General features: G+C 70.1%; 22 protein-coding genes. 10 read left to right on the top strand and 12 right to left on the bottom strand.

Annotation, left to right across the window (positions count from 1 at the left end):
• Positions 1-118 precede the first annotated feature (118 nt).
• The 3 genes from ACH4YP_RS19260 to ACH4YP_RS19250 all read left to right on the top strand — a co-directional run bounded on the left by ACH4YP_RS19260 (position 119) and on the right by ACH4YP_RS19250 (position 3679).
• Complete coding sequence (locus tag ACH4YP_RS19260; protein ID WP_361064389.1) at positions 119-1360, top strand: DUF2993 domain-containing protein; 1242 nt, start codon at positions 119-121, stop codon at positions 1358-1360.
• A gap of 255 nt (positions 1361-1615) precedes the next feature.
• Positions 1616-1744, top strand: coding sequence for a hypothetical protein (locus ACH4YP_RS19255; protein ID WP_398491339.1), 129 nt, complete (start codon positions 1616-1618; stop codon positions 1742-1744).
• 132 nt (positions 1745-1876) lie between these two features.
• Positions 1877-3679, top strand: a complete 1803-nt coding sequence (locus ACH4YP_RS19250) for an ABC transporter ATP-binding protein (protein WP_361064395.1) — start codon at positions 1877-1879, stop codon at positions 3677-3679.
• Positions 3680-4034: 355 nt separating this feature from the next.
• Here ACH4YP_RS19250 and ACH4YP_RS19245 read toward each other — a convergent pair whose 3' ends face one another.
• Both ACH4YP_RS19245 and ACH4YP_RS19240 read right to left on the bottom strand, forming a co-directional pair.
• Positions 4035-4862 carry an intradiol ring-cleavage dioxygenase gene (locus tag ACH4YP_RS19245; protein WP_361064398.1) on the bottom strand — a complete coding sequence of 276 codons (828 nt, stop codon included), beginning with the start codon at positions 4860-4862 and terminating at the stop codon, positions 4035-4037.
• Between the two features lie 146 nt (positions 4863-5008).
• Positions 5009-5662 carry a VOC family protein gene (locus tag ACH4YP_RS19240; RefSeq protein WP_361064401.1) on the bottom strand — a complete coding sequence of 218 codons (654 nt, stop codon included), beginning with the start codon at positions 5660-5662 and terminating at the stop codon, positions 5009-5011.
• Between the two features lie 314 nt (positions 5663-5976).
• Here ACH4YP_RS19240 and ACH4YP_RS19235 point away from each other — a divergent pair, with 314 nt between their 5' ends.
• Together ACH4YP_RS19235 and ACH4YP_RS19230 are read left to right on the top strand one after the other, a co-directional pair.
• Positions 5977-9051 carry an NACHT domain-containing protein gene (locus ACH4YP_RS19235; RefSeq protein ID WP_398491336.1) on the top strand — a complete coding sequence of 1025 codons (3075 nt, stop codon included), beginning with the start codon at positions 5977-5979 and terminating at the stop codon, positions 9049-9051.
• On the top strand, positions 9048-9431 hold the full coding sequence (locus tag ACH4YP_RS19230) for a hypothetical protein (RefSeq protein WP_361064406.1): 384 nt from the start codon (positions 9048-9050) through the stop codon (positions 9429-9431). The genes ACH4YP_RS19235 and ACH4YP_RS19230 overlap by 4 nt, the downstream gene beginning before the upstream one ends.
• 44 nt (positions 9432-9475) lie before the next feature.
• Here the strand turns inward: ACH4YP_RS19230 and ACH4YP_RS19225 are convergent, their stop codons facing one another.
• Complete coding sequence (locus ACH4YP_RS19225; RefSeq protein WP_398491334.1) at positions 9476-9778, bottom strand: hypothetical protein; 303 nt, start codon at positions 9776-9778, stop codon at positions 9476-9478.
• Positions 9775-9999 carry a hypothetical protein gene (locus ACH4YP_RS19220; protein WP_398491332.1) on the bottom strand — a complete coding sequence of 75 codons (225 nt, stop codon included), beginning with the start codon at positions 9997-9999 and terminating at the stop codon, positions 9775-9777. The genes ACH4YP_RS19225 and ACH4YP_RS19220 overlap by 4 nt, the downstream gene beginning before the upstream one ends.
• A 137-nt stretch (positions 10000-10136) precedes the next feature.
• Here ACH4YP_RS19220 and ACH4YP_RS19215 point away from each other — a divergent pair, with 137 nt between their 5' ends.
• From ACH4YP_RS19215 to ACH4YP_RS19205, 3 genes are read left to right on the top strand one after another with little or no spacing between them, the layout of a single operon-like run.
• Positions 10137-10970 (top strand): helix-turn-helix domain-containing protein, encoded by an 834-nt coding sequence (locus tag ACH4YP_RS19215; RefSeq protein ID WP_398491330.1) that lies wholly within the window; start codon positions 10137-10139, stop codon positions 10968-10970.
• A complete protein-coding gene (locus ACH4YP_RS19210; protein ID WP_398491328.1) occupies positions 10967-11188 on the top strand; it encodes a DUF397 domain-containing protein in 222 nt (73 codons plus the stop codon). The genes ACH4YP_RS19215 and ACH4YP_RS19210 overlap by 4 nt, the downstream gene beginning before the upstream one ends.
• 30 nt (positions 11189-11218) lie before the next feature.
• Entirely contained in the window at positions 11219-11866 is a 648-nt protein-coding gene (locus ACH4YP_RS19205) for a DUF6247 family protein (RefSeq protein ID WP_398491326.1), read from the top strand.
• Between the two features lie 348 nt (positions 11867-12214).
• Here the strand turns inward: ACH4YP_RS19205 and ACH4YP_RS19200 are convergent, their stop codons facing one another.
• Together ACH4YP_RS19200 and ACH4YP_RS19195 are read right to left on the bottom strand one after the other, a co-directional pair.
• Positions 12215-13045 carry an endo alpha-1,4 polygalactosaminidase gene (locus tag ACH4YP_RS19200; protein ID WP_361064418.1) on the bottom strand — a complete coding sequence of 277 codons (831 nt, stop codon included), beginning with the start codon at positions 13043-13045 and terminating at the stop codon, positions 12215-12217.
• Positions 13046-13633: 588 nt separating this feature from the next.
• Positions 13634-14791 (bottom strand): methyltransferase, encoded by a 1158-nt coding sequence (locus ACH4YP_RS19195; RefSeq protein ID WP_398491324.1) that lies wholly within the window; start codon positions 14789-14791, stop codon positions 13634-13636.
• A 380-nt stretch (positions 14792-15171) separates the two neighbouring features.
• Here ACH4YP_RS19195 and ACH4YP_RS19190 point away from each other — a divergent pair, with 380 nt between their 5' ends.
• Both ACH4YP_RS19190 and ACH4YP_RS19185 read left to right on the top strand, forming a co-directional pair.
• Positions 15172-15864: an RNA polymerase sigma factor gene (locus ACH4YP_RS19190; protein ID WP_361064421.1), complete on the top strand. Its 693-nt coding sequence runs from the start codon at positions 15172-15174 to the stop codon at positions 15862-15864.
• On the top strand, positions 15861-16976 hold the full coding sequence (locus tag ACH4YP_RS19185) for a CU044_5270 family protein (protein ID WP_398491322.1): 1116 nt from the start codon (positions 15861-15863) through the stop codon (positions 16974-16976). Before ACH4YP_RS19190 ends, ACH4YP_RS19185 begins: the two co-directional genes overlap by 4 nt.
• 27 nt (positions 16977-17003) lie before the next feature.
• On the opposite strand, the gene ACH4YP_RS19180 is transcribed toward ACH4YP_RS19185, so the two are convergent.
• The 6 genes from ACH4YP_RS19180 to ACH4YP_RS19155 all read right to left on the bottom strand — a co-directional run bounded on the left by ACH4YP_RS19180 (position 17004) and on the right by ACH4YP_RS19155 (position 22874).
• Positions 17004-18461: a HAMP domain-containing sensor histidine kinase gene (locus ACH4YP_RS19180; RefSeq protein ID WP_361064427.1), complete on the bottom strand. Its 1458-nt coding sequence runs from the start codon at positions 18459-18461 to the stop codon at positions 17004-17006.
• Entirely contained in the window at positions 18458-19189 is a 732-nt protein-coding gene (locus tag ACH4YP_RS19175) for a response regulator transcription factor (RefSeq protein ID WP_361064430.1), read from the bottom strand. Before ACH4YP_RS19175 ends, ACH4YP_RS19180 begins: the two co-directional genes overlap by 4 nt.
• A gap of 131 nt (positions 19190-19320) precedes the next feature.
• The gene (locus ACH4YP_RS19170; protein ID WP_361064432.1) at positions 19321-19506 is read right to left on the bottom strand and encodes a hypothetical protein; all 186 of its coding nucleotides are present in this window, start codon (positions 19504-19506) and stop codon (positions 19321-19323) included.
• A gap of 69 nt (positions 19507-19575) precedes the next feature.
• Positions 19576-20709, bottom strand: a complete 1134-nt coding sequence (locus tag ACH4YP_RS19165; protein ID WP_398491320.1) for a S1C family serine protease — start codon at positions 20707-20709, stop codon at positions 19576-19578.
• Between the two features lie 288 nt (positions 20710-20997).
• A complete protein-coding gene (locus tag ACH4YP_RS19160; RefSeq protein ID WP_361064438.1) occupies positions 20998-22020 on the bottom strand; it encodes a LacI family DNA-binding transcriptional regulator in 1023 nt (340 codons plus the stop codon).
• A gap of 23 nt (positions 22021-22043) precedes the next feature.
• Positions 22044-22874, bottom strand: coding sequence for a response regulator transcription factor (locus tag ACH4YP_RS19155; RefSeq protein WP_361064441.1), 831 nt, complete (start codon positions 22872-22874; stop codon positions 22044-22046).
• Positions 22875-23114 lie beyond the last annotated feature (240 nt).

The raw sequence follows: 23114 nt of genomic DNA, 5'->3' as shown, positions 1-23114 counted from the left end.
TCCACCAGCCCCTGAAACCGCAAGTGACCAAGGGGTGACGGCCGGTTGGCCGTGAGGTAGATCGCAAACCCCGCGTTCGAGTTGCGGGTGGGGTTGGTACGCATGGTCGAATCGAACGATGCGTACCCCCCACCCCATCGCGGCGCATTCCCCACGCACCGCCCCACCCAATCCATACGAGGATCTCGCCGCCCTCGACGACGGACCTCTGGAGGACTTCCTCCACGAGGAACCCGACGTGATCGAAGGGGCCGGAGAAGAAGCAGACTGGGCACCGCCCGACCACCGCCGGGACTCCGGAGGCCGCGCACGCCGCCGGACCCGTCGGCGCCGCCGGAATCCCCTCGCGGGGCTGTCCCTCGCCGTCAAGGCCGTCATCGCGGTGCTCGTCCTCGCCGCCTTCCTCGCCCTCGGCGACCGCTGGGCGCTCCTGTACGCCGAGCGCACCGCGGCCGAGAAGGTCCGGGACCAGCTGAAGCTGAGCGCGTCCCCCGAGGTCGAGATCGACGGCTTCCCCTTCGTCACCCAGATCCTCGACCAGCGGCTCGACTCCGTGTCGGTCACCGTCCCGGACGTGGCGGCCGACCGGGTCTCCCTGGCGAAGGTCTCCGCCACCGCGACGGGCGTACGGGTCGACGGCGGCCCCACCTCCCTGCGCGGCGTCCGCATCCCGGAGCTGCACGGCGAGGTGCTGCTCTCCTTCGACGACCTGAACCGTGAACTCGGCGCGTCCCAGATGACGTTCACCGGGCACGGCGGCGACGAGGTGCGGGCGCGCGGGGTGCTGCCCGTCGCCGGGCACGACCTGCGGATGCGGGCCGACGCGCGGATCAAGCGGGACGGTGAGCGCGGCATCTCGACCGAGGTCGGCGGTATGCGCCTGGACATCGGCGACCTGGCCACCTTCCGTCCCGGCACCCGCGAGTCCCAGGGCCTGCACCTGACCCGCAAGTCCGCCACGCGCCTGGCGAAGGAGAAGAAGAAGGCCAAGGAGCTCCTGTCGGTGCCGTCGATCGCGAAGCGGATCGGTGTGCCGGACTCCGCGGTCAAGGAAGCACTGAGCGACGACTCCAGGTTCGAGGAGTTCACCGGCTCCCCGCGGTTCGCCGGTCAGCTGATGAGGATGAACCTCATCGACCTCGCCGTGGCGAACCCCGAGCTCCTCAAGCGCCTCGGCTTCGACCTGGCCCTCCTCGACGGGCTCTCCCGCCTGACCCGCCCCGCCCTCGTCGACCGCCTCTCCATCGGCTTCCGCCTCCCGAAGCCCCCGAAGGGCGAACTGAGCCTGCGGGACGTGCGCGTACAGAAGGACGGGATCAGAGTGCGGGTCACCGGACAGGGACTGGCGATCGGCAAGTAGGCCGCCAAGCAGGCCGGCAAGTAGGCCGCGCGGGTAAATAAGTTCCGGGTGAGCGGCGTAATAAAGTCTGTGTGAATTGCCGCCCGGTTCCCGCAAGTTCCTGAAAATCCATCTCAGCCGCAATTAATTGAGGTCTCAGCGGATTTGGCGATTTTCGCTTCTGCGGTCTCGTAGTGTTTTCCATGTCGAAGCCGAACGGGGCTTACGGCAAACGGAAATACACCACAGAAGAAGCAGAAGAAAGAGGGACGTCTCATGAGCTTCCACAAGGTCACCCCGGTCAAGAAGAACCGCAAGCCCGCCGCCCCCAAGAAGCAGGCCGCGAAGCCCGCGCCGAAGCCCGGTGCCAAGAAGCCGCAGCGTCGTCCGGTGGGCAAGAAGTAGCCATTGCCGCGAGGCGGGGTCTCCGGATTCGTTCCGGAGACCCCGCCTCGGCCATTTTTCGGGCGGTTCACCGGTGAGGTTAACGGTGAGGTTCTCGGTGAAGCTTCCGGTGAGGGAAGGGAATTGAACGGCATGCGGGAAGTCCGGGAGGCATTCGCGCGGTTCTGGCCGTTGACGCGCGGCGACCGCAGGTGGCTGTTGCTGATCGTCGCGTGCGTGATCGTGTCGGCGCTGGCGGAGACGGCCTCGATCCTGCTCTTCGCGGAACTGACCGACCACGCGCTGAAAGCCGGTTCGCTCGCCGCCTTCTGGGGACCGGCCGGGGCCTGGCTGGGCGTCGCCGTGCTCGGCGCGATCGTCGGCTACCTCGGCAACTCCCTCGCGGTCTGGACGGCCGAGCGATTCGTACTGCGGCTGCGCGCGAGCGTCTTCCGCCATGTCCAGGACCTGCCGCCGCACTTCTTCCAGAAGCACCGGCAGGGCGATCTCGTCGAACGGCTCACGGGTGACGTCGAGGCCATCGAGCAGATGGTCGTGTCGGGGGTCGTGGGCACGGTCTCCGCCGTGTTCTCCGCGCTCTTCTACTCCGCCGCCGCCCTCTGGCTCCGCTGGGACCTCGCCCTGGTCACCTTCCTCCTCGCTCCGCTCTTCCTCGTCGCCGCCCGCCGCTTCGCCGGCCGGATCAGGACCGCAGCCCAGGACGAGCGCACCGCCGACGGCGCGATCACCTCGGTCGTAGAGGAGTCACTGGGCAACGTCGTGCTCACCCAGGCCTACAACCGCCGCCGCGCCGAGGAGAAACGCCTCGACCGCGAGGCCAGGGCCTGGCTGCGGGCCAGCGTGCGGGGCGCCCGCGCGAGTGAGCTGTACGAGCAGTTCGTCGAGGTCGTCGAGACGGTGTGCGTGCTCGCGGTCATCGGGCTCGGCGCCTGGGAGATCGCCCAAGGGCGCATGTCGCTCGGGCAGTTGCTGGCCTTCGCCGCCTTCCTCGGCTACCTCTACCCGCCGATCCGCGACCTCGGTCAGCTCGGTCTGACCCTGACCGCCGCGACGGCCGGCGCCCAGCGGCTCCAGGAGATCCTGGACACCGAGCCCGCCGTCACCGACCCCGCCGAACCGGTCGGGCCCTGGCCCGTACGCGGCTGGGTCAGCTTCCACGGTGTCTCCTTCCGCTACCCGGGCGGGCCGGAGCGCGACGCGCTGCACGACGTGACGTTCACCGCGGGACCCGGCGAGTTCGTCCTCGTCACCGGCCCCAGCGGCGCCGGAAAGTCGACGCTCTCCAAGCTCCTGACCCGCTTCTACGACCCCACGGCGGGCGTGATCTGCCTGGACGGCGTCCCGCTCACGGACGTACCCCTGGAGTTCCTCCGCGAGAACGTCGCCCTGCTGCCCCAGGAGACGCTGATCCTGCACGGCACGATCCGCGAGAACATCGCGTGCGGGCGGCCGGGCGCGAGCGAGCAGGAGATCGAACGGGCCGCGCGGGACGCCGACGCCCACGCGTTCATCGGCGCACTGCCGGACGCGTACGACACGGAGATCGCACCCGGCACGGCCATCCTGTCCGGCGGCCAGCTCCAGCGCGTCGCCCTCGCCCGCGCGATCCTGCGGGCCGCCCCCGTCCTCGTACTCGACGAACCGACCACCGGCCTCGACGGGCCCGCCGCCCGCCGGGTCGTACAGCCGCTGCGGCGCCTGGTCTCCGGCCGTACGACCGTCATGATCAGCCACGATCTGACCCTCGCCCCCGACGCCGACCGGATCCTGGTCGTGGACGGCGGACGGCTGGTGGAGGAGGGCACGCACGCGGAGTTGATGGCGCGGGGAGGGGTGTACGCGGGGCTCGCGGGGCCGCTGCCGGTGGGTGCGGCTGTGGGTGTGGACCTGGACGCGGAGACGACGATGAGGCTGCTGGCGCGGCCGATCCCCTGAGGGCGTGGCTTGGCAGGGGCGCCGGCTGGGGAGCGGCTCTTGGCTCGCACTCCCCAGCCGGACGGCTGCCGACCGGCGTCCGCGTCAGGGTGACGTCAGGCGGTCGGGGTCCAGTCGCCCAGCCAGTCCGCGACCTCCTGGCCGGTGGCCTGGGAGTCGGTCAGCTGCGGGCGGTCGCCACTCGCGGCGCCCGAGCCGGGGCCGGTGTTCCTGGTGGTCGCCCGCGCGGAAAAGGTTGCCGGAGAGGTTGCCGGAAGGGTTGCCGAGCCATGGAACGCGAACGCGCCCCCGCCCCGGGGGAGGGGACGGAGGCGCGAGTTGGGGGAGGCACCTGGCGGAGGCGCCGGGGCGGCGCCTACACGGGCACCGTCAGCGTGGCCGTGTAGCCCTTCTCCACGCTGCCCTTCGTCGTCGCCAGCTGCTGGTCGTAGCCGTCGCTGAAGATGTTGTCGGTCTCCAGGGAGAGCTGGCCCATGTTCTGGACACTGCGGTCGTAGCCGTCCGTCGCGTACACGGTGTCGCATACGTCCTTGGGGAGGGCGAGCTGTGAAGTGGCCGTGATGGACGTGGCGTTGGTCGCGTCCTCCAGGCTGCCGTACACCTCGAAGTGGATGTGGGGCCAGCGGCCCGTGTAGCAGGCCGGGAAGATGCTGGTGAACGTGACCTGCCCCTTGGCGTCGGTCTCCTGGACGCCGCGCAGGTAGTTCTCCTCGGTCACGCCCTCCGAGTAGAGGGAGTAGTTGCCGTCCCGGTCGCAGTGCCAGAGGTAGACGGCGGCGCCCTCCTTGGGCGTACCGCAGCCGGAGGCGGCATCGACGACGGTGAGGGTCACGGTCAGCGGGACGCCCTCCGCCTTGCCGCTCGCGGTCCCGAAGCTGGAGGTGATGTCCTTGCGGACGACACCGCTCTCCTTGAGGACGTTCACGCCGTTGGAACCGTCACCGGGGTACGGGCCGGCGGTCTCACCGGGGATGGTCTCGCACTCGGCGCTTCCGGAGGAGGCGGCGGAGGAGGAACCGGTGGACGGGTCGGCCGAGGAGGCCGCGCTGTCCGAGTCGTCGCTGCTGCATCCCACCAGCGGCACCAGACCGGCACCGGCCAGCAGCCGGATCATCTTCCGACGGTGAAGAGTCGGCAGGTCGAAGAAGAGACCTTTGTCGTGGTCGTGCAGTTCTTCACTCATGGCTGCTCTCCCTCATGGCTGCTCGCCCTGTGTCTGTGCCTGCGCCTGTGCCTGTCCACGGCCGCTTCCGCGTCCGCGTCCGTGTCACCCGCTGATTGAAAGCGACAGTAGGCGCATTGTCTGTGGGGCATCCATGGAGCGGCTGTTCATCGGCTGAGGGGGCGGAGCAGGAAGCTGAGCCCCTCGGGGCTGCTCAACCGGCCGACCGGACCGGCATCCTCGACGCCGATCTCCAGCTCCCACCGGGGAGCGGCCGCGGCCGGTTCGTACGCGGTGCGGAAGTCGGCGTGGACGAGCGGGGCGCCCGTCGTTCCGCGGTAGAAGTCCCGTGCCAGGTCCGGCTGTTCGCAGGCCAGGACCATGCGGTGGGGCAGACGCGCGGAGCCCGCGGGGAAGCTCCACCCGGCGAACCCGTACGGCTGCCAGAGCGAGAAGGCCGCCCCGACGGGATCGATCAGGGTCGCGATCCGCCCCTGGTCGCCGGCGTCGAAGGGCGGCACCACGAGGCGCGCGCCGTTCGCCGTCGCGGCCTCGGCACGCCGGTCGACGTCGTCGACGGCCAGGTAGTAGGCGATGTGAGCGGGGGTTCCCGGCGGGTAGGTCGGGTTCGCGAGATCGCTCACGCCCCCGATGCGATGCCTGCCGGCCGTGATCCCGGTGGCCCGCCGCCAGTCGTCCTCGGCCACCGCGAACCGCCACCCCAGGGCCTTCGAGAAGAACTCCCCGGTGCCGGGCAGGTCGCGGGTCTTCAGGTCCATCCAGCAGAACTCGTTCAGCGAACCGAGACGGGCGGCGGTCATCCTGGGGCTCCTTCATGTCGGGCATGTCCGGCCGTCCGGACTCGGAGGTGCGGGCGGATCTCGAACGGCCAGGGATTTTGAAGTACCTGGGCGTCGGAGGACTCCGCAAGCGAGTTTCGGTGCTCGTTGCATCGCCTGGCCCTGTCGGGTCGGCCGATGCGACGCGTCGGGCCGGTCGGTGCGACACGTTGCGCGCCGGGCACGAGGATGTGCTCCCGGCATGCTCCCGTGCGCCTGCCTCTGCGGCCGGTACATGACCGCCCGGCTTGTCGTTCACCTTTCGGACGGTGGGTCGGGGACACGGGGGTCGGAGCATGCGGGTGCCACTGCGGGAGGCACGGGTACAACGACGGATCGGGCTGGGCATGGCCGCCGCGGCGCTGCTCGCGCTGGCCGTCGCGCTGGCCCGCGGCGAGGCTCCCGACGGGACGTCGATGTGGATCTCCGCGGTCTCGGCGGTCGTTTCGGTCTTCGCCTTCCTGGCCGACCTGCTGCGCGAGCCGGCGGACACCGGCACCGACCGACGGCAGCGGGCGGCCGACGAACTCGCCGACGCGGTACGGGCCCAATGGGAGGAGGAGGCCCGGCGACGCCGGTTGCAGGACCCGGAGCCGCTGAACGTCCACTGGTCCAGGGTCGGTCCGCCGCTCGCCGACCACGAGGACAACATCCGGCCCGGGACCGTGCTGCCGGAGCCGCGCGACGGCGATCAGCGGCTCGACCGGATCGTCGAGACGTTCCGCGCGCTGCCCTCCGGGCGGCTGGTCGTGCTGGGCGAGCCGGGGGCGGGCAAGACCGTCCTCGCCGTGCGGTTCGTGCTCAGGGCCCTCGCCGCCCGGGAACCGCGTGACCCGGTGCCGGTGCTGTTCCCCCTGGCCGGCTGGGATCCCAGGTCCGTCGGCCTTCGCGACTGGCTGGCCGAGCGGCTGGCCGCGGAGTACCCGCCGCTGGCCGCTGTCGCGGGGCAGCGCACGATGGCTCGCGAACTGCTGGACGCCGGGCTCCTGTTGCCCGTGCTCGACGGGTTCGACGAGCTTCCCGACTCGGCGCACGCGGCAGCGCTGCGGCGCCTCAACGGCGAGCTAGACGCACGGCTGCCCGTCCTGCTCACCTGCCGCGCCGGGGTTTGGGCCCAGGCCGTGCGCGACGGCGACGTGCTGACCGCCGCCGAAGTCGTAAGGCTGCGACCGCTGGATCTCGCCACCGCGCGACGCTATCTGGAGAGGACCGCACGACCGGACGGCCGCGGCTCCACCCCCTGGACGCCGGTCCTGGAACACCCGCCCCCGCCCTTGGCGCAGGTCCTGGGCTCACCGCTGATGGTGGCGCTGGCACGCACGGTGTACGGGGACGCCTCCCGTGACCCGGCCGAGCTCCGGGACCCGGCACGCTTCCCCACGGCGGCCAGTGTCGAGGAACACCTGCTGGACGCCTTCGTCCCGGCCGCCTTCGGCGAGGCGGGCGGCACCTGGAGTCCGGACGCGGCGCACCGCTGGCTCCGCCGGCTCGCCCGCGACCTCGGTGCAGGCACCGGCCGGCTGGCCTGGTGGGAGTTTCCGGCGGCGATGCCCCGGGCTCTGCGCGTGATCGGTCCCGCCGTCATGGCGCTGGCCGCCTCGGCCGCGTTGCTGGTGCCGCTGGCCAAGTGCAGGACCGGCGTGGTCGCCGACTGGGACACCACGCCGTCGGCCGTCCTCAACTACGCGGGCATTCTGCTGGGTCTGTGCTTCGGACTCGCCCGGATGCTGCCCGCCACGGCACAAACCCCGCAAGGGCCAAGGCAGTTGGCGCGGATGGCGGTGAAGATGGCGGCCGCCGCCGCGGTCGTCGCGGTGGCCATGGGGCTGTTGGTGCCGCCCCTGGTCGGTTCCCGGCTCGGCGCCGTGCTCACACCGAGACCCGCCTGGTTCCTCAACGGCTGTTGTTTCGGGCTGATTCTGTCGATGATGTTCGGCGTCGCCGGTCTGCCCCGACGCCCCCTCCCGCTGGGCCTGCCGTGGGCGGGCAGTCCGGGCGGTCCGCGGGCCGTGCGCGCCTTGGGGGCCCTCGTCTTCTTCGTCGGTCTCGCGATCTACGGCTACGCGAGGGAGGCGGTCCCCGCCACCACCTGTCTCGCGGCCGGGCTGCTGCTCTTCGTGGCCGGGCTGCGGCGCGGGGAGCGGACGGCCGCACCGTACACAGGCCCGGCCGCCGTACTGCGCGGCTTCAGGAGGGGACTGCTCCGGGGATTCGTCGCCTGCACGCTCATCGGTGTCTGCGTGGGGGCGGTCGTCGGCTGCGTCACCGGTGCCTTCGCCGCGTACCGAATCCACTCGGCCGAACCTCGCGTGAGCAATGAGCGGATCGACGGCTGGCGGCTCCAGGAGACGGACGAGGGTGATCGCTTGGTCCACTCGACCGTGCGGGAGGAGTTCCTGCTCGTGGAGCGTACGGGACTCGACGAGCCGTTCGTCGTGAAGAAGGATGCCCGGATCTACTTTGACGACAAGGTCGGGGAGTTCACGGGGAAGGTACAGATCGAGGAGACGCAGGACGGGTGGGTGATCGTCTGGCCGGGCGGCGGCAAGTGGAAGGGCAAGCCCGTCGACGCCCACAACGTGGTGGTCGCCCTGCCGTACGAGGCCGAGGTCTGGCTTGTACACCGCCCGGTCAGGACCGTCATCCTCGACGCGGTGGTGCCTTTCGTGGCCTTCGGCGTGCTCATCGGTGCCATCGGCGGTTGCGCCTCCGGTGTCTACCGCGCCCTGAACACCCCGTCCGACACCATGCGTGCGGCGGGCCCGCGCAGCACCCTGCGCACCGATCGCGACGCCACTCTCGCGAGGAGCGCGATCGCAGCCCTCCTCGCGGGCGGGGTCTGCCTGGTACTGATCTCGGCGATGCCACCCGGCAACGCGCTGGGCACCATGCACACCGAGGTGTGGGTCCAGGTCGGTGCGTCCTCGCTCGCGCTGAGCGCCTGGGGCCGGCTCGGCTCGGCCAGGATCTGGCTGGCCCTGACGGGGCGGGCGCCTTGGCGATTGATGGGGTTCCTCGACGAGGCCCACCGCCGGGGAGTGCTGCGCCAGTCGGGCGCGCACTACGAGTTCCGCCACCTGCGACTCCAACAGAGCCTCGCGGCGGCCTCGGTGCCGGAGAGCATCGGGACGTTCACCCCTCGCCGCGCGGGTGTCCTCTCCGCCGCTTCCGTCTCTGGCGGCTCCGTCTCCGGCGCCCCGCCGGTAGACGAGCCCGCGAGAGGCAGGGCCTTCGTCGCGGGCGTCATCAGCGCGGCCACGTTGCTCGGACCCCGCTCCACAGCCGCTCCGCCCGACCGGTCGACGAGGGACGAGCACCTGCACGACGCGTACAACCGACTCGGCCCACCGCCCACGGGAGGCACCCGATGAGCGAGCCCACGCCCTCTCCGGCTCCCTCTCCCACCGCCCCTCCCGGGCCGGAGGCGACCCCGGAGACCAGGAGCAGCTGGCGCGATCTCCCCGTCGAGCAGCAGATCGACTCCTGGGAGACGGCCGTCCCGGGAAGCGCGGAGCGGATGTTGCGCCAGGTCGAGGCGGACTACGAGCACCGACGCTGGCTGGACCGGGTGGAGGTCCGCTTCCGGATGTTCGGCGCGGTGCTGGGAGGCACGGGCATCACCGGCGTCTTCTGGCTCACGAAGCACCTGGTGGACCATGGCGCCCCCGCCTTCGCGGCGGGCGTCTTCGGCGCGAGTGTGGCCGCGTTCGCGGGGTTGGTACTCAGAGCCGACCGGAGGCGGGGGCCGTGAGGTGCTCGGCCACTCCTTGGTCCGGCCATCGCCTGCCGGCCGTGTCACCACTCGTCGACCTCGTCCTTGCCGACCCCGATGCGTCCGCCCCGGCTGACCGCGACGCGGAGTACGTCGCCCAGGCACTCCACCGCCCTGGTGAGCGCGAAGCGCACGGCGTGCTCGCCCGCCTCGGTGTCGGCGAGTACGGCTCTGGCTCCCGTGAGGACCTGTTCGCCGGAGTCGAGTTGCGCCGCCTTCAGGCCGTCCGCGAGCCGGGAGAGCCTGCTCTCCTCGCTGTCGGTACTCAGATAACAGGGCTTGCCCTCAGGGGTCGTCCACGGCAGCAGACGCGGCGGACCCGTCACGCGGACACCTCCACGTCGTGGAGGTACGGGCGCACGAGGGGCGTGTCCCACTCGAAGGACCTTGCCCCGTAGGCGAGTTGGCACCGACATGCGGGTGCGGCGGGCGCCCACGGTTCGCGCCTGTCGGGCGGGGCGGTGGCGGGCGTCGCCCGATGCCGGCCCCTGGCGGGCAGCAGTACGCGCAACAGCAACTGACAGAGGGCCGCGACAAGTTCGCCCATGGCTGTGCTCCTTCTGGAGAGAGGGGCTTGCTTGACGAGCGGTGATTACCGTTCGTGTCTCGATCGTCACTGCTCGGCCGTAGGCTGCGGAAGGGGTCGCCCGTTGTCTGGGCGCCTAGACAACGGCGAGGGGTGACATGGGCGAACTTGTTGACGGGGAACGGGAGTCGGGGCGCGTCGCACTCGGGCGGACACTGCGGTTCCTGCGGGAGAAGGCGGGCAGGACGCTGGCGCAGCTGGCCGCGGAGACGTCGTACGACAAGAGTTACCTGTATCGGTTGGAGACCGGGGAGCGGCTCTCCAAGCGGGCGGTCATGGAGGACCTGGACACCCACTACGGCTCCGGTGACCTGCTGGTTCGCCTGTGGCGGGACGCGCGCAAGGACGTCATCAAGGACAAGTACAAGGCGTTCATGGAGCTGGAGGCGACCGCGCGGGTCATGTGGATGTTCCAGCTGCGAGTGCCCGGCCTGTTGCAGACCGAGGACTACGCCCGAGCGGTGTTGTCTGGGTTGTCTGGAGCCCAGACAACGGCCGGCAACGGCGAGGAGGTCGAGGAGCAAGTGGCCTTACGCGTGGGACGGCAGGAGCTGCTGTACCGCGAACCGGCGCCGAGCGTTCGCGTGATCCTGGACGAGGGCGCGCTGCGGCGCCCTGTCCCTCAGATGAAGGTGTGGACGGACCAGTTGTCGCACCTGGTGGAGGCGGCGGAACTGCCGTCGGTCGCCGTTCAGGTGCTGCCCTTCACTGCTGGCGTCCACGACCTCATGAGCAGCGATCTCATTCTGCTGTGGCAGCGAGTCGGTGACCCCGTCGCCTACGTGGAAGGCAACGGCTTCGGTGAACTGGTCGACGATCCGGACAAGGTTCTGGCCTTCCGTTTGTCCTACGATCTCGTCAGGGACGCGGCTCTGACTCCGGCAGAGTCGACGGCGTTCATCAAGCGCCTTCTGGAGGAGTGCAGATCATGACTCGACCCCTCGACCTCAGCACCGCCGTGTGGCGTAAGTCCTCCTACAGCGACGGGGGAGCTTCGAACTGCGTCGAGGTCGCCCACGGCTACCCCGACCTCGTCCCCGTCCGCGACAGCAAGACCCCGGCGGCCCGACCGCTGGTGTTCTCGGCGTTGTCCTGGTCCGCGTTCACGGAGGGCGTCAAGCGCGAGGCGGGTGCGAACGCCGTCGGGTGAAGCGCGCGGGAAACCGAGACGCGAACGCGTGTGGTCCCGCCACGGTGGCGTCATGGCAGAGATCACGACCACCAACGCCTTGGCGGCTCATCAACCGCGTCCCTCGGCGCCGGTGAGCGGACCCCGAAGGCGCTGCGCAGGGCCATCGCCGAGGACGCGCCTCAGTTCCTCCCCGACTTCGACAAGCACTGGCAGCGCGCGATCGCCGGCACGTACGACCTCGGCCCTGTGCCCGCTTTCGTCGCCCGCTGGTGGTGCGAGTACGCGATTGCCCGTGACCCCGGGCTCGACGCGCGCGTGAGGGATCTGTACCGCCGTGCGGAAGACACCGCCGACTTCTCCGAGGCTCAGGCGCGGGATCGACGCCGATACCGGCCTGCCGGAGGCCATGAGCGTGGAGTCGGTGTCGTCCACCGATCCCAAGGGTCCGCGCATTCTGTACTTCGACAACTAAAAGGCTGGCTGGTCTACACGCGCCATGACCATTACGCGCAACCCCGCCATCGGACTCATACGCCAAGCAGGCCAGACCGACATCACCGCCACAGCCGACCACGACAGCTCACGACCCCAGCACACGACCGCCACGCTCCGACCCACAGCCTGACAACACATCGCCCCTGTGTGCCGGACCGGAGGAAATCGGCATGCTCATCAAGGAACTCCGGGAAGGCATGAAATCGCTCTTGTGGCGGCAGCGCCTGTACATGTCCGGCGTCGTACTCATCGGGTGTGGGATCGTCGTCTTTACGCTCTGGAATTCCAGCAAGAACACCTAATATCCCGTTCTCCTACCCTCCAACCGAGAGCGCGCGGATGCGGACGCGGGCCAGTACCAGGGCGTCGCGCCTCGTCGCACGGGCGACGGCGTCGGTCAGTTCTGGCTGGGCCGGTGTTCAGTGGCCCCACCGAGGCGACTTGGGTTCTCAGAGGGCAACCGACCACACCCCCGCAGGCCGACGAGTTGCACCCGCGTTACCAGGTGTTCGCCGCGAAGGCTTGCGGGGGTGCGATGAGTGACGGTCGTCAGCAGGTCGCGCGGAGGTAGCCGGCGCTGCCGACGGGCAAGACGTCCGTGTCACGGCGGACGATGCTCAGCTGGTCGCCCCAGCCCGCGCAGGCCGTCGACATGCCCTTCTTCGAGTACTCGATCACGATAACGTTGTCACCGAACGCGTCGGTGTACGTGTCGCACTCTTCCCACTCGCCGCACTCTTCGGCGACGGCAAAGTCGAGCCCGTTGGCCACGCGGTTCTCGGCAAGCTCGGCGGTGTTCTTCTGCGCGATCGCCAGGCCACGGGAGTGGGCGTGGGCGGAGAGCAGCTTGATGTACGCCTCGGCCTCGGAGGACTCCAGCAGGCCCCCGGACCGGGTGTAACTGTCGAAGTTGTCGGGCTCGACGGCCTTGAAGCCCTTGGCCGCGCACTCGTCGATCCAGACGTTCACCTTGTTCGCGATGCGCCGCTGCTTGGCGGTGGTGCTCACGTCGAGCATCGCCTCGCCCCAGTCCTCGTCGTAGACCACGTTCCCGTCGGCGTCGCGCAGGAGCAGGTCGGAGTCCCAGTCCTCCTCGGCTCCGGGCTGGACCTGGAAGGCGTTGATGTAGCAGATGTTGTACAGCCCGGCTGCCGGGGAAGCCTCGCGATCGCGGCTGACCACGGTCACTCCGGCGGGCGGGGTGTAGGCGCCGCCGATCTGGTAGTCGAAGTTGGCGTGGGTCGGGGGCAGGGTCACCGCGGCGGTAGCCGCGCTCGCGAAGGGCGATGCGAGTAGCGAGGTGGCCGCCGCGACGCCGACGACCGTCGCGAGCGCGGCGAGGCTGCGATGAAAGCGGACGCGTTTGATGCTCTGTAACAAGAAAAGCTCCAGTTAGTGGGGGTACGTCGCCGCCTCGGACGCTGACAGCGATCCGGGCGACTCTGTCCGGGCTTTGCGTGCAGTTCCTAGCGAATACACCTGCGCTTAAACAGGATTTCTCTTGAATACGAACTGCCTACCGGCTGGGCGTACTTCTGACGCCGGATGCTCGGCCCCGGTGTTGGGGAAAGTAAATCGATCGGTATTCGCCGTGTCAATGCGTCGTATCAAGGGATCAAATCCGTGCGAAGCGAGTCGTTTCGTGTAAATTTGAGCAACGCCCATGGATCTCGTGCCGGGTCCGTCACGCCAGGGCGGTTGCAAAGTCCTGGTCCGGCGGCCTGGCCGATCTGCTCGGCGCCGACCCTTGCGGGGCGGACACGCTGGCCGTGGACGGGAAGAGCGCCCGCGGCGGCGCGTAGCAGGCGATCAGCTCATCTCGCCGACTGAGAACGCATCCGCCCCGGGCATCGGCCCCGTCGGACTTACTGGCGTTCATCAGGGGCGTTCTGGAGGAACACAGGTCATGAAGTACGCCCCCGACCTCAGCACCGCTGCCTGGCGCAAGTCGAGCTACAGCGACGAACGTCAGCCGGGCATCAGCCGCCACAGCGAGGTGACCTCGGCGGCTCGGGCGCGGTGGAGTGGGTCCGTGGTGTCCCGGGTCCGGGGGTGGCGGGGGCTCGTGTCGAGGCGGTCCGTCACGCGTAGGCCCGCCGAGTCGATCGCGGTCAGCAGGTCCGCGCGGGTTCTGAGGCCCAGGTGTTCCGCCAGGTCGGACAGGATGAGCCAGCCCTCACCTCCTGGGTGGAGGTGGGCGGTGAGGCCGTGCAGGAAACCGTGGAGCATCGTGCCGGCCGGGTCGTACACGCCCTGCTCGACGGCGGAGGTCGGACGGGCGGGGAGCCAGGGCGGGTTGCAGACCACCAGGTCGGCGCGGCCCTCGGGGTAGAGGTCCGGGCCGGTGACCTCGATGCGGTCGGCGAGGCCCAGCCGGGCGGCGTTCTCGCGGGCGCAGGTCAGGGCACGCGGGTTGATGTCCGTGGCGGCGACCTGGGCGAGGCCCCGGCGGGCCAGTACGGCCGCGAGCACCCCCGTTCCCGTACCGAGGTCGAATGCCGTACGCGGGTTCGCGGCCAGCGGTGCCCGTGCGACCAGGTCGACGTACTCACCTCTGACCGGGGAGAACACGCCGTAGTGGGGATGGACGCGGATGCCGTCCCCCAGAGCCGGTACCTCCACACCCTTCTCGCGCCACTGATGTGCCCCGATGGCACCCAGCAGCTCCGTGAGGGAGACCGCTCGACCGCCTCGCGGTGGCCCGTACGCCTCCGCACACGCCCGGCGTACGTCGGGCGCCCGGCGCAGCGAGAGGGAGTGGTCGTCCTCCAGCAGGACCAGGAGTCTGCCCAGTACGCGGGCGCGGTGGCCGCGGGCCCGGCGGTGGAGGCGGAAGGACTCGGCCGGTGTGGCATCGGGCCGGGTGGGGGTCGAACTCCGGTCGATGCGGCGCCCCATCGCCCGGAGCAGTTGGCGTGCGTTGTGGAAGTCGCCCTGCCACAGCAACGCCGTTCCCTCGCAGGCCAGTTGGTATGCGGTGGCGGTTTTCGTGCGGTCGTCGGCGACTACGACCCGGCGGGGAGGCGGCGCGCAGCTCTCCGAGTGCCAGCGGGCGGATCGGGCAGGCTGGGCGGATCGGTCCTCGGACCAGTGGATCGTGGGTGCTGTCGTGGGCGTCGTGGACACGACGTACTCCTCGTGTTCGAACGTGCGGTGGGCACGAAGAGCACTTCGACGAGGAGCGAGGAGCGGGGAGTGGGGCAGCAGCCGTGCGTGGCGGACGGCCCGTCTCGCGGTATCGCGCGACGACGGGCTCGTAGGTCGGGCCGGAAGGGGCTACCGCTCCCGCGTCGAAGCGCGGGAGGAGGAGTCGCCGAGGACCATGCCTGGAACCATGCCGAGCATCACTGTCAGCCTTTCGGAGAGATGATGCGTGATGCACGAGACTCGCACGGGCCTCTCCTCGCGGGCAAACCCTGACCCACCCCCACCTGTCCCTCCCCTGTGACGCAGCTCACGGGAAGGCGACCCCTTCCGCCGTACAGCTATTAGAGGTGACCACTCATATGCGAACCCGGATACGGGCCGGGGATTCGAGCGCTTTCGCCGAACTCTTCGACGCGTACGCCCGTGCGGTCTACAACCACGCCTTCCGGCTGACCGCGGACTGGTCGACGGCCGAGGACGTCATGGCCGCGACCTTCATGGAGGCGTGGCGGCTGCGCGACAGGGTCGACCCGGAGGGCGGCTCGCTGCGGCCCTGGCTGCTGGGGATCGCCACGAACACGGCACGCAACCAGTACCGCAGCAACCGGCGTTACCGCCGTGCCGCGAACGCCGCCGCCGCGGCCGAGCTCGCCGTGCCCGACCACGCCGAGGAGGTCGCCGACCGCGTCGACGACCGGCACCGTCTCGCCACGGCCCTCACCGCGCTCGCGACCCTGCGCAGACCGGAGCGCGAGGTCATCACGCTCTGTCTGGGCGAGGGCCTGGACTACGAGGCCGCCGCCGAGGCGCTCGGCATTCCCGTCGGGACCGTCGCCTCCCGCCTCTCGCGCGCCCGCAAGAAACTGCGCTCGATCGCCGAGGCTCAGCTTGCTGTGCCTCAACGTGCCGTGGCCCGAGGGGAGTTGGGCCGTCCCGCCGTCGACATCGCGTTCAAGAAAGTTCGCGAAAAACGGGAAGGCACCCGCCCCGCACGACAGACAAGAGGCGATCACGTAAATGCGATCCGGCCCGCACAGGAAGGAAACCGATGAACGCGAACACGCCCCGGCAGCACCCTGCCGAGTGGGACCAGGACGCTCAGCTCCTGTCCCAGACGGCGCGTGACCTGCCGACGGGCCGCCACCAGTTCCACAAGGAGCGTCTGATGGCCCAGATCCACGAGCAGGCCCAGCAAGTCCAGCGGGAAGAGCGCACGGCGGCGACTGCCCCTCAGAAGGCCCGGCGGTTCCGGCTGCCGCGCCCCGCGATCACGCTGCCCGCGATGGCGGCAGCCCTGTCCGCGGTGGTCGTCGCCGGAATGGTGACACTCGGCGACGGCGGTACCGGCGTGCGGGACAGCGCCGTCGCCACCGGACCGGCCCTGACCTCAGACCTCGGTACCGTGTCCACGAAGGGCGTGCCCCAGCTGATCGACCAGATCTCCCTGGCGGCGGCCGAGGGCGACCACCCGACCGTCAAGCCCGGCCAGTACATCTACATCGAGTCCGTGTTGGCCGACACCTTCGTGAAGACCGTCGACGACAAGTCCAGCCTCGCCAGCCACGAACTGCACCGTCGGCAGATGTGGGAGTCCCCGGACGGCGTCAAGGGCTGGCTGATCGACCCCGCCGTGAACGACAGCCCCGAGGGCGAGACCCTGAGCCTGCCCGACGAGCAGGGCAACACCCCGAAGGCGCATCTGGGCGGCCCGTCGTACGACTACCTGACCAAGCTGACCACCGACCCCGACAAGCTGCTGGCCAAGATCTACAAGGAGACCAAGGGCCAGGGAAACACCCCCGACCAGCAGGCCTTCGCCACCATCGGTGACCTGCTCGTCGAGAGCTACCCGCCGGCCGAGCTCTACCCGGCGCTGTTCAAGGCCGCCGCCAAGATCCCGGGCGTCGTGGTCGTGGACGACGCGGTGGACGCCGCCGGTCGCCACGGGGTGGCGGTGGCCCGGCAGGACGAGACCAGCGGGCAGCGCGAGGAGTGGATCTTCGACAAGAAGACCCATGTCTACCTCGGTGCGCGCAACGTCCAGGTGAAGGAGCTCAAGGAAGAGGGCGTCGTGATCAAGCCCGGCACGGTCAACTTCACCATGGCCATCAAGAACCGTGCCGTGGTCGACGGAATGAAGCAGACCCCGTCCCAGGCGGGCTGAGACCGGCCCTCGGGGGAAGGGCCCGCCTCAGTCCAGCGCGGGCGGCGGTGTCGGGGCGCCGGGCAACCGGATCGTCGCCACCGTGCCGCCGCCCTCGGCCGGGCTCAACGCCACGTCGCCGCCCGCCTGTTGGACCGTACGGGCCACGATGGACAGGCCCAGGCCCGAGCCGGGGAGTGCCCTTGCACTCGGTGAGCGCCAGAAGCGGTCGAAGACGTGCGGGAGTTCGTCGGCGGGGATGCCCGGGCCGTGGTCCCGCACGGTCAGTTCGCCGTCCTTGAGGGTGACGTCGACCGTGCCGCCCTCGGGGCTGAACTTCACCGCGTTGTCGAGGATGTTCACGATGGCCCGCTCCAGCGCGGAGGGCTCCGCCCGTACGAACCAGGGGTCCACGTTCGCCGTGATCGTCAGCTCCGGGCCGCGCAGCCGGGCCCGGCGCAGGGCCGCCTCCACGGTGTCCTGCAACGACACCACCTGTACGCGGTCCGCCGGAGTCCCCGCGTCCGACCGCGACAGCGTCTGCAAGTCCCCGATCAGCGCGGCCAGTTCGGTCATCTGCGCCTTCACGGAGGCGAGCAGCGCCTTGCGGTCCGCCTCGGGGATGGGCCGCCCCGTCTCCTCACTGCGGGTGAGCAGCTCGATGTTCGTACGGAGGGAGGTGAGGGGGGTACGCAGTTCGTGACCGGCGTCGGCGATGAGCTGCTGCTGCAGCTCGCGGGAGTTCGCCAGCGACGCCGTCATCGAGTTGAAGGAACGGGAGAGCCGGGCGATCTCGTCCTCGCTGTCCTCGTCCACCGGGATGCGGATGCCCAAGTCCTCGGTGCGGGCCACGTGTTCCACGGCCTCGGTGAGCTTGTCGACCGGCCGCAGGCCCGCGCGGGCGACCGCGAGACCGGCGGCGCCTGCGCCGAGGACGCCGATGCCGGAGACGAGGAGAAGGATCAGGGCGAGGTCGTTGAGGGTGGCCTGGGTGTTCTTGAGGGGGAGGGCGATGAGGAGGGCTGCCTTGGAGGTGGTCTGCGTGTTCGGGTCGTTGACGGTCAGCCCCGGCAGGACCAGGACGCGTACTTCGTTGCCGTCCGAGTCGGTGCCGTTGCGCGAGGTGCCCTGAGTGTTGTCCGCCTTCTTGATCAGGTCCCTGTCGGCCTGGGTGACATCGACCGAGCCCGCGGAGAAGTGCAGGACACAGGGCGTGCCGTCCTCCATGACCACCTCGAAATAGGTGTTCCGGGGGCCGCTGTCGGTGTCCTGCGGGGCCGCGGTCTGCGTGCAGTTGGTGACCGCGGCCGTGACCTGGGCCTCGATTCCCCGCATGCCGACCGACTTCTGCAGATCGGCGTCCACCTGCTCGTACAGCTTCCCCTGCACGATGAACCAGCACGTCACCGAGACGGCAGCCACCGCGAACGCCACCGCCGCCGCGACCAGAAGCGACAGCCGGGTCCGGATCGGGAGTGAGGTGAACCGGCGTACTACGCGCTTCACTCCGCCCCACCCGACCGCAGCACATACCCCACACCCCGCACCGTGTGCACGAGCCGCGGTTCGCCGCCCGCCTCGGTCTTCCTGCGGAGGTACATCACGTACACGTCCAGCGAATTGGAGCTCGGCTCGAAGTCGAAGCCCCAGACCGCCTTGAGGATCTGCTCGCGGGTGAGGACCTGGCGCGGGTGGGCGAGGAACATCTCCAGCAGGGTGAACTCCGTGCGGGTCAGCTCGACCGCCCGGCCGCTCCGCGTGACCTCGCGCGTCGCGAGGTCCATGCGCAGGTCGCCGAAGGTGAGCGCGTCGTCGGCGGGGGCGCCGACCGCCGCGGCGGCGTAGGAGCTGCGGCGCAGCAACGCCCGTACGCGGGCGAAGAGTTCGTCGAGTTCGAAGGGCTTGACCAGGTAGTCGTCGGCGCCGGCGTCGAGGCCGGTGACGCGGTCGCCGACCGTGTCGCGGGCGGTCAGCATCAGGATCGGCGTCGTGGTGCCCGCGCCGCGCATCCGGCGGGCGGCGGTCAGGCCGTCCATCCGCGGCATCTGGATGTCGAGGACGACCAGGTCCGGCTGGTACGCCGTGGACTTCTCCAGGGCGTCCGCGCCGTCGACGGCCACCTCGGTGTCGTACCCCTCGAAGGCGAGGCTGCGCTGGAGTGCTTCGCGCACGGCCGGCTCGTCGTCGACGATCAGGATGCGCTGGGGTTCACGGTCGCCTTCGGCGGGGCTCATCGCGGTCAGTTCCTCGGGTGTGGTGGGACGTGGTCGGGGCGCGTTCAGCCTCGCACGTTCAGAGCTGCTCAGGGCTGTTCTCGTAACGCCTGCGGGCCCGTGGGCCCGGCGGGATCAGCCTCGTACGGTGATCAGCCTCGTACGGTACGGCCGGTTCGGGCCCCGGCACCCCGGCGGGCGCCGCGCGGAGCGGCGGCGGGGGCCACCTCGGGTGCGCGGGGCGCCGGCGCGTGGAGCTCGTACGCCACTTCGAGGGCCAGGGCGAACGTGGCCGGGTCGGCGTCGGTGAGGGTGTGGGAGACGTTCCTGATCTTCATGACGAACTCCGGGTCGGTCGGTGCGCGGGGGTGGCTCGAAGGGGATGGGCGGAGGAGGCGGGCGGACGGTCAGCTGTCGGAGCCGCCGGCCCGCAGGGTGTTCAGGTCGGCCTTGACGGTGTTGATCGGGATGGCGAAGCCGAGGCCCACGCTGCCGGCGCTCGACGAGGTGGCGTCCGCGGCGGAGTACATCGCGGAGTTGATGCCGATGATGTTGCCGTTCATGTCGATCAGCGCGCCGCCGGAGTTGCCCGGGTTGAGGGACGCGTCGGTCTGCAGGGCCTTGTACGTGGTCGTGGACGAGCCGGTGTCGCCGTTGAACTCCTGGCCGCCGAACTGGAACGGCCACTGACCGCTGCCGTCGCCGCCCTGCTGTTGCTGCTGCTGGCCCTGGCTCTCGTCCGTGGAGACGGTGACGTCACGGTTGAGGGCGGAGACGATGCCGCTGGTGACCGTGCCGGTCAGGCCCTCGGGGGAGCCGATCGCCACGACCTGGTCACCGACCTTGACGCCCGCGGAGTCGCCGAGCGTCGCGACCGTCAGACCGGACGGCGCGTTCTCCAGCTTGATCAGCGCGAGGTCCTTCTTGCTGTCGGTGCCGACGACCTTCGCGGCGTACGACTTGCCGTTGCTCAGCTGCACCTTGATCTCGGAGGCGCCCGAGACGACGTGGTTGTTGGTGATGATCTCGCCGCCGCTGGTGATGACCACGCCGGAACCGGTGGACTGGCCGGCGTTCGAGGTGGCGCTGATCTCGACGATGCTCGGGCTGACCGCCTTGGCGACCCCGGCGACGGTGCCCTTCTGGCTGGTGGGCACGACGCTGGTGCTCGTGCTGCTGGTCGCCACCGTGTCGCTGCCGGTCAGTTCCTGGAAGGCGTACGCGGTACCGCCGCCCACGGCCGCGGCGGCTATCGCCACGGCGGCCAGCAGCGCCAGCGGACCCTTGGCGCGCTTACGGGGAGCGGCGGGAGCGGGGGAGACGGGCTCGGTGAGAAGAGCCGTGGGAGCGGCGCCCTGCTGCGTCGGCTCGTACGCCGGCGGGGGCGGCCACTCCGGATTCACGGAGGAGGAGCTCGCGGAGTGCGCGGGGGCGTACGGCTGCTGGGGGTACGCGGACTGCTGCGCGTCGCCCTGCGTGTACGCGGACTGGTGCTGGTTGCCCTCGGGGTACTCGCCGCTGCGGCGGAAGCTCTCGGTCATGACTCTGACTCTGACGCCCGACCATGAGAGCTCCCTGAGTGCTCCCTGAGAAGCCCGACAGAACCGCGTATGCCCGATATAAAGCCGCCGGAGCCCGCTGAAATCGCCGAAACAGGGGTTGAGGCAGCTCGGCTACTCCGGCCCGGCCAAGCGGCGCAGTCTTTCAGGGGCGCTGAGAACTGCCTGCTGTTAGGGGCGCGGGGAACGGCGCAGTCTTTTCAGGGGCGCGGGGAACTGTGCGACCAGCCCCCACACACCCGCAGCCAACCGACGACCCGCCCGGCGGAGCTACCCGCAGCCGCAGGACCGCCGCACGACCAACTGCGACGGGAACAACTTCAACCGCTCCCGCCGAGCGCCGGCGACCCGCAACCCGTCATCGAGAACGAGATCGACAGCCGCGCGAGCCATCGCGGACCGATCGCTCGCGATCGTGGTCAGCGGCGGATCGGTCAACGCCGCTTCCTTGATGTCGTCGAACCCGGCGACAGCCAACTCCCCCGGCACGTCTATCCGAAGCTCGCGCGCGGCCCGCAACAGCCCGACCGCCTGGTCGTCCGTGGAGCAGAAGATCGCCGGCGGCCGGTCCGGCCCGGCCAGCAGCTCAAGCCCCACCTTGTACGCGTCGTACCGGTTGTAGGGCGCCTCGAAGACGCGACCCTCCGTCGACCGTCCGGCCTCGTGCATCGCACGTCGCCAGCCCTCGATGTGGTCGGAGACGGGGTCACCGACGGTGGGGGTCTCCGCGACGCCGCCCACACAGGCGACGTACTCGTAACCGTGCTCCAGAAGATGACGTGTGGCGAGCTGCGCGCCGCCTATGTCGTCCGTCACGACCGCGACGTCGTCGATGGCCTCGGGCCGCGCGTGCATCAGCACCACCCGGGCGTCCCACGCCTCGATCTCGGCGGCCGCGTTGTCGTTCAGCGCATTGCTGACGAGGATGAGCCCCGAGACCCGCATACCGAGGAAGGCCCGCAGATAGTGGACCTCGCGCTCGCCGACGTAGTCGGAATTGCCGACGAGCACCATTTTTCCGCGCTCGGACGCGGCCTGTTCGACCGCGTGCGCCATCTCCCCGAAGAAGGCCTGGCGCGCGTCCGGCACGATCAGGCCTATGAGGTCGGTCCGCCGCGAGGCCATGGCCTGGGCGACCCGGTCGGGCCGGTACGACAGCTCCTTGATCGCGGCGAGGACACGCTCGCGCGTGGCCGGGGCAACCGGCCGGGGTCCGTTGTTGATGACATAGCTGACGACGGCGGTGGACGTACCCGCCAGCCGTGCTACGTCATCCCGAGTCACCTTGGCCACGCGCGGAGTCTACGCGGATGGACCTACCTCTGTGCAGGTCGTACGGGCTCCTGTGCCTCCACCGTGACCTCGGCGGTCTCGGTGGCGTCGAGGTGTGCCGACTCATCCGTATTGTCGGTGTCCTCCGGCTTCGGCCGCGCCGCCTTGGCCTTCGCCTCGTCCGCAGCCGCGCCACGGTCCGCCTTCTCCGGCGTGACGAAGCGGTAGCCGACGTTGCGGACGGTCCCGATCAGCGACTCGTGCTCGGGCCCGAGCTTCGCCCGCAGCCGTCGTACGTGGACGTCGACGGTCCGCGTGCCACCGAAGTAGTCGTAGCCCCAGACCTCCTGGAGGAGCTGGGCGCGCGTGAAGACGCGGCCCGGGTGCTGGGCGAGGTACTTCAGGAGCTCGAACTCCTTGAAGGTGAGGTCGAGGACCCGGCCCTTCAGCTTGGCGGAGTAGGTCGCCTCGTCGACCGACAGGTCGCCGTTGCGGATCTCCATGGGGGAGTCGTCGTTGACGATCTGCTGCCGGCCCATGGCCAGCCGCAGCCGTGCCTCGACCTCCGCCGGACCGGCGGTGTCGAGCAGCACGTCGTCGATGCCCCAGTCGGCGGTGACGGCCGCGAGACCGCCCTCCGTGACGACGAGGATGAGCGGACAGCCGGGCCCGGTGGACCGCAGCAGCTGGCAGAGGCTGCGGACCTGAGGCAGGTCTCGCCGCCCGTCGATCAGGATGACGTCGGCACCAGGGGTGTCGACGAGAGCGGGGCCCTCCGCCGGAGCCACGCGCACGTTGTGCAGCAGCAGGCCGAGAGCGGGAAGCACCTCCGTCGACGGCTGGAGAGCATTGGTAAGGAGCAGCAGAGAACTCATCGCGCCCCACCTGCCTGGGTCGTCACACGGTCTTGCACGGTTTGCTTGCCCATAACGTCGGTTCCTCCTCGGTCCCTGCGAGGACGTTTGCGGCACTGCTTCGTACTGCTCGCGGCTCCCGCGCCCCTGGGCGCCGCAATTGCGCTCTGACATCGCACTTCGTGTCGCGATATTTCCCCGGGGAGTCGTATACAGCGTTCGTATACAACGCTCCAGAAAGCGCAAAAGGACCCGGGGGCT

The organism is Streptomyces sp. NPDC020747 (assembly GCF_044334695.1).
GTDB lineage: Bacteria > Actinomycetota > Actinomycetes > Streptomycetales > Streptomycetaceae > Streptomyces.
Note: the sequence above shows the minus strand (reverse complement) of the source record. Positions and strands in the feature narration are given on the sequence as shown.

Excerpts from the sequence above, each read along its gene's own strand:
- ACH4YP_RS19260 (WP_361064389.1), top strand. The coding sequence starts at position 119 with ATGCGTACCCCCCACCCCATCGCGGCGCATTCCCCACGCACCGCCCCA.
- ACH4YP_RS19255 (WP_398491339.1), top strand. The coding sequence starts at position 1,616 with ATGAGCTTCCACAAGGTCACCCCGGTCAAGAAGAACCGCAAGCCCGCC.
- ACH4YP_RS19250 (WP_361064395.1), top strand. The coding sequence starts at position 1,877 with ATGCGGGAAGTCCGGGAGGCATTCGCGCGGTTCTGGCCGTTGACGCGC.
- ACH4YP_RS19245 (WP_361064398.1), bottom strand. The coding sequence starts at position 4,862 with ATGAGTGAAGAACTGCACGACCACGACAAAGGTCTCTTCTTCGACCTG.
- ACH4YP_RS19240 (WP_361064401.1), bottom strand. The coding sequence starts at position 5,662 with ATGACCGCCGCCCGTCTCGGTTCGCTGAACGAGTTCTGCTGGATGGAC.
- ACH4YP_RS19235 (WP_398491336.1), top strand. The coding sequence starts at position 5,977 with ATGCGGGTGCCACTGCGGGAGGCACGGGTACAACGACGGATCGGGCTG.
- ACH4YP_RS19230 (WP_361064406.1), top strand. The coding sequence starts at position 9,048 with ATGAGCGAGCCCACGCCCTCTCCGGCTCCCTCTCCCACCGCCCCTCCC.
- ACH4YP_RS19220 (WP_398491332.1), bottom strand. The coding sequence starts at position 9,999 with ATGGGCGAACTTGTCGCGGCCCTCTGTCAGTTGCTGTTGCGCGTACTG.
- ACH4YP_RS19215 (WP_398491330.1), top strand. The coding sequence starts at position 10,137 with ATGGGCGAACTTGTTGACGGGGAACGGGAGTCGGGGCGCGTCGCACTC.
- ACH4YP_RS19210 (WP_398491328.1), top strand. The coding sequence starts at position 10,967 with ATGACTCGACCCCTCGACCTCAGCACCGCCGTGTGGCGTAAGTCCTCC.
- ACH4YP_RS19190 (WP_361064421.1), top strand. The coding sequence starts at position 15,172 with ATGCGAACCCGGATACGGGCCGGGGATTCGAGCGCTTTCGCCGAACTC.
- ACH4YP_RS19185 (WP_398491322.1), top strand. The coding sequence starts at position 15,861 with ATGAACGCGAACACGCCCCGGCAGCACCCTGCCGAGTGGGACCAGGAC.
- ACH4YP_RS19175 (WP_361064430.1), bottom strand. The coding sequence starts at position 19,189 with ATGAGCCCCGCCGAAGGCGACCGTGAACCCCAGCGCATCCTGATCGTC.
- ACH4YP_RS19170 (WP_361064432.1), bottom strand. The coding sequence starts at position 19,506 with ATGAAGATCAGGAACGTCTCCCACACCCTCACCGACGCCGACCCGGCC.
- ACH4YP_RS19165 (WP_398491320.1), bottom strand. The coding sequence starts at position 20,709 with ATGACCGAGAGCTTCCGCCGCAGCGGCGAGTACCCCGAGGGCAACCAG.
- ACH4YP_RS19155 (WP_361064441.1), bottom strand. The coding sequence starts at position 22,874 with ATGAGTTCTCTGCTGCTCCTTACCAATGCTCTCCAGCCGTCGACGGAG.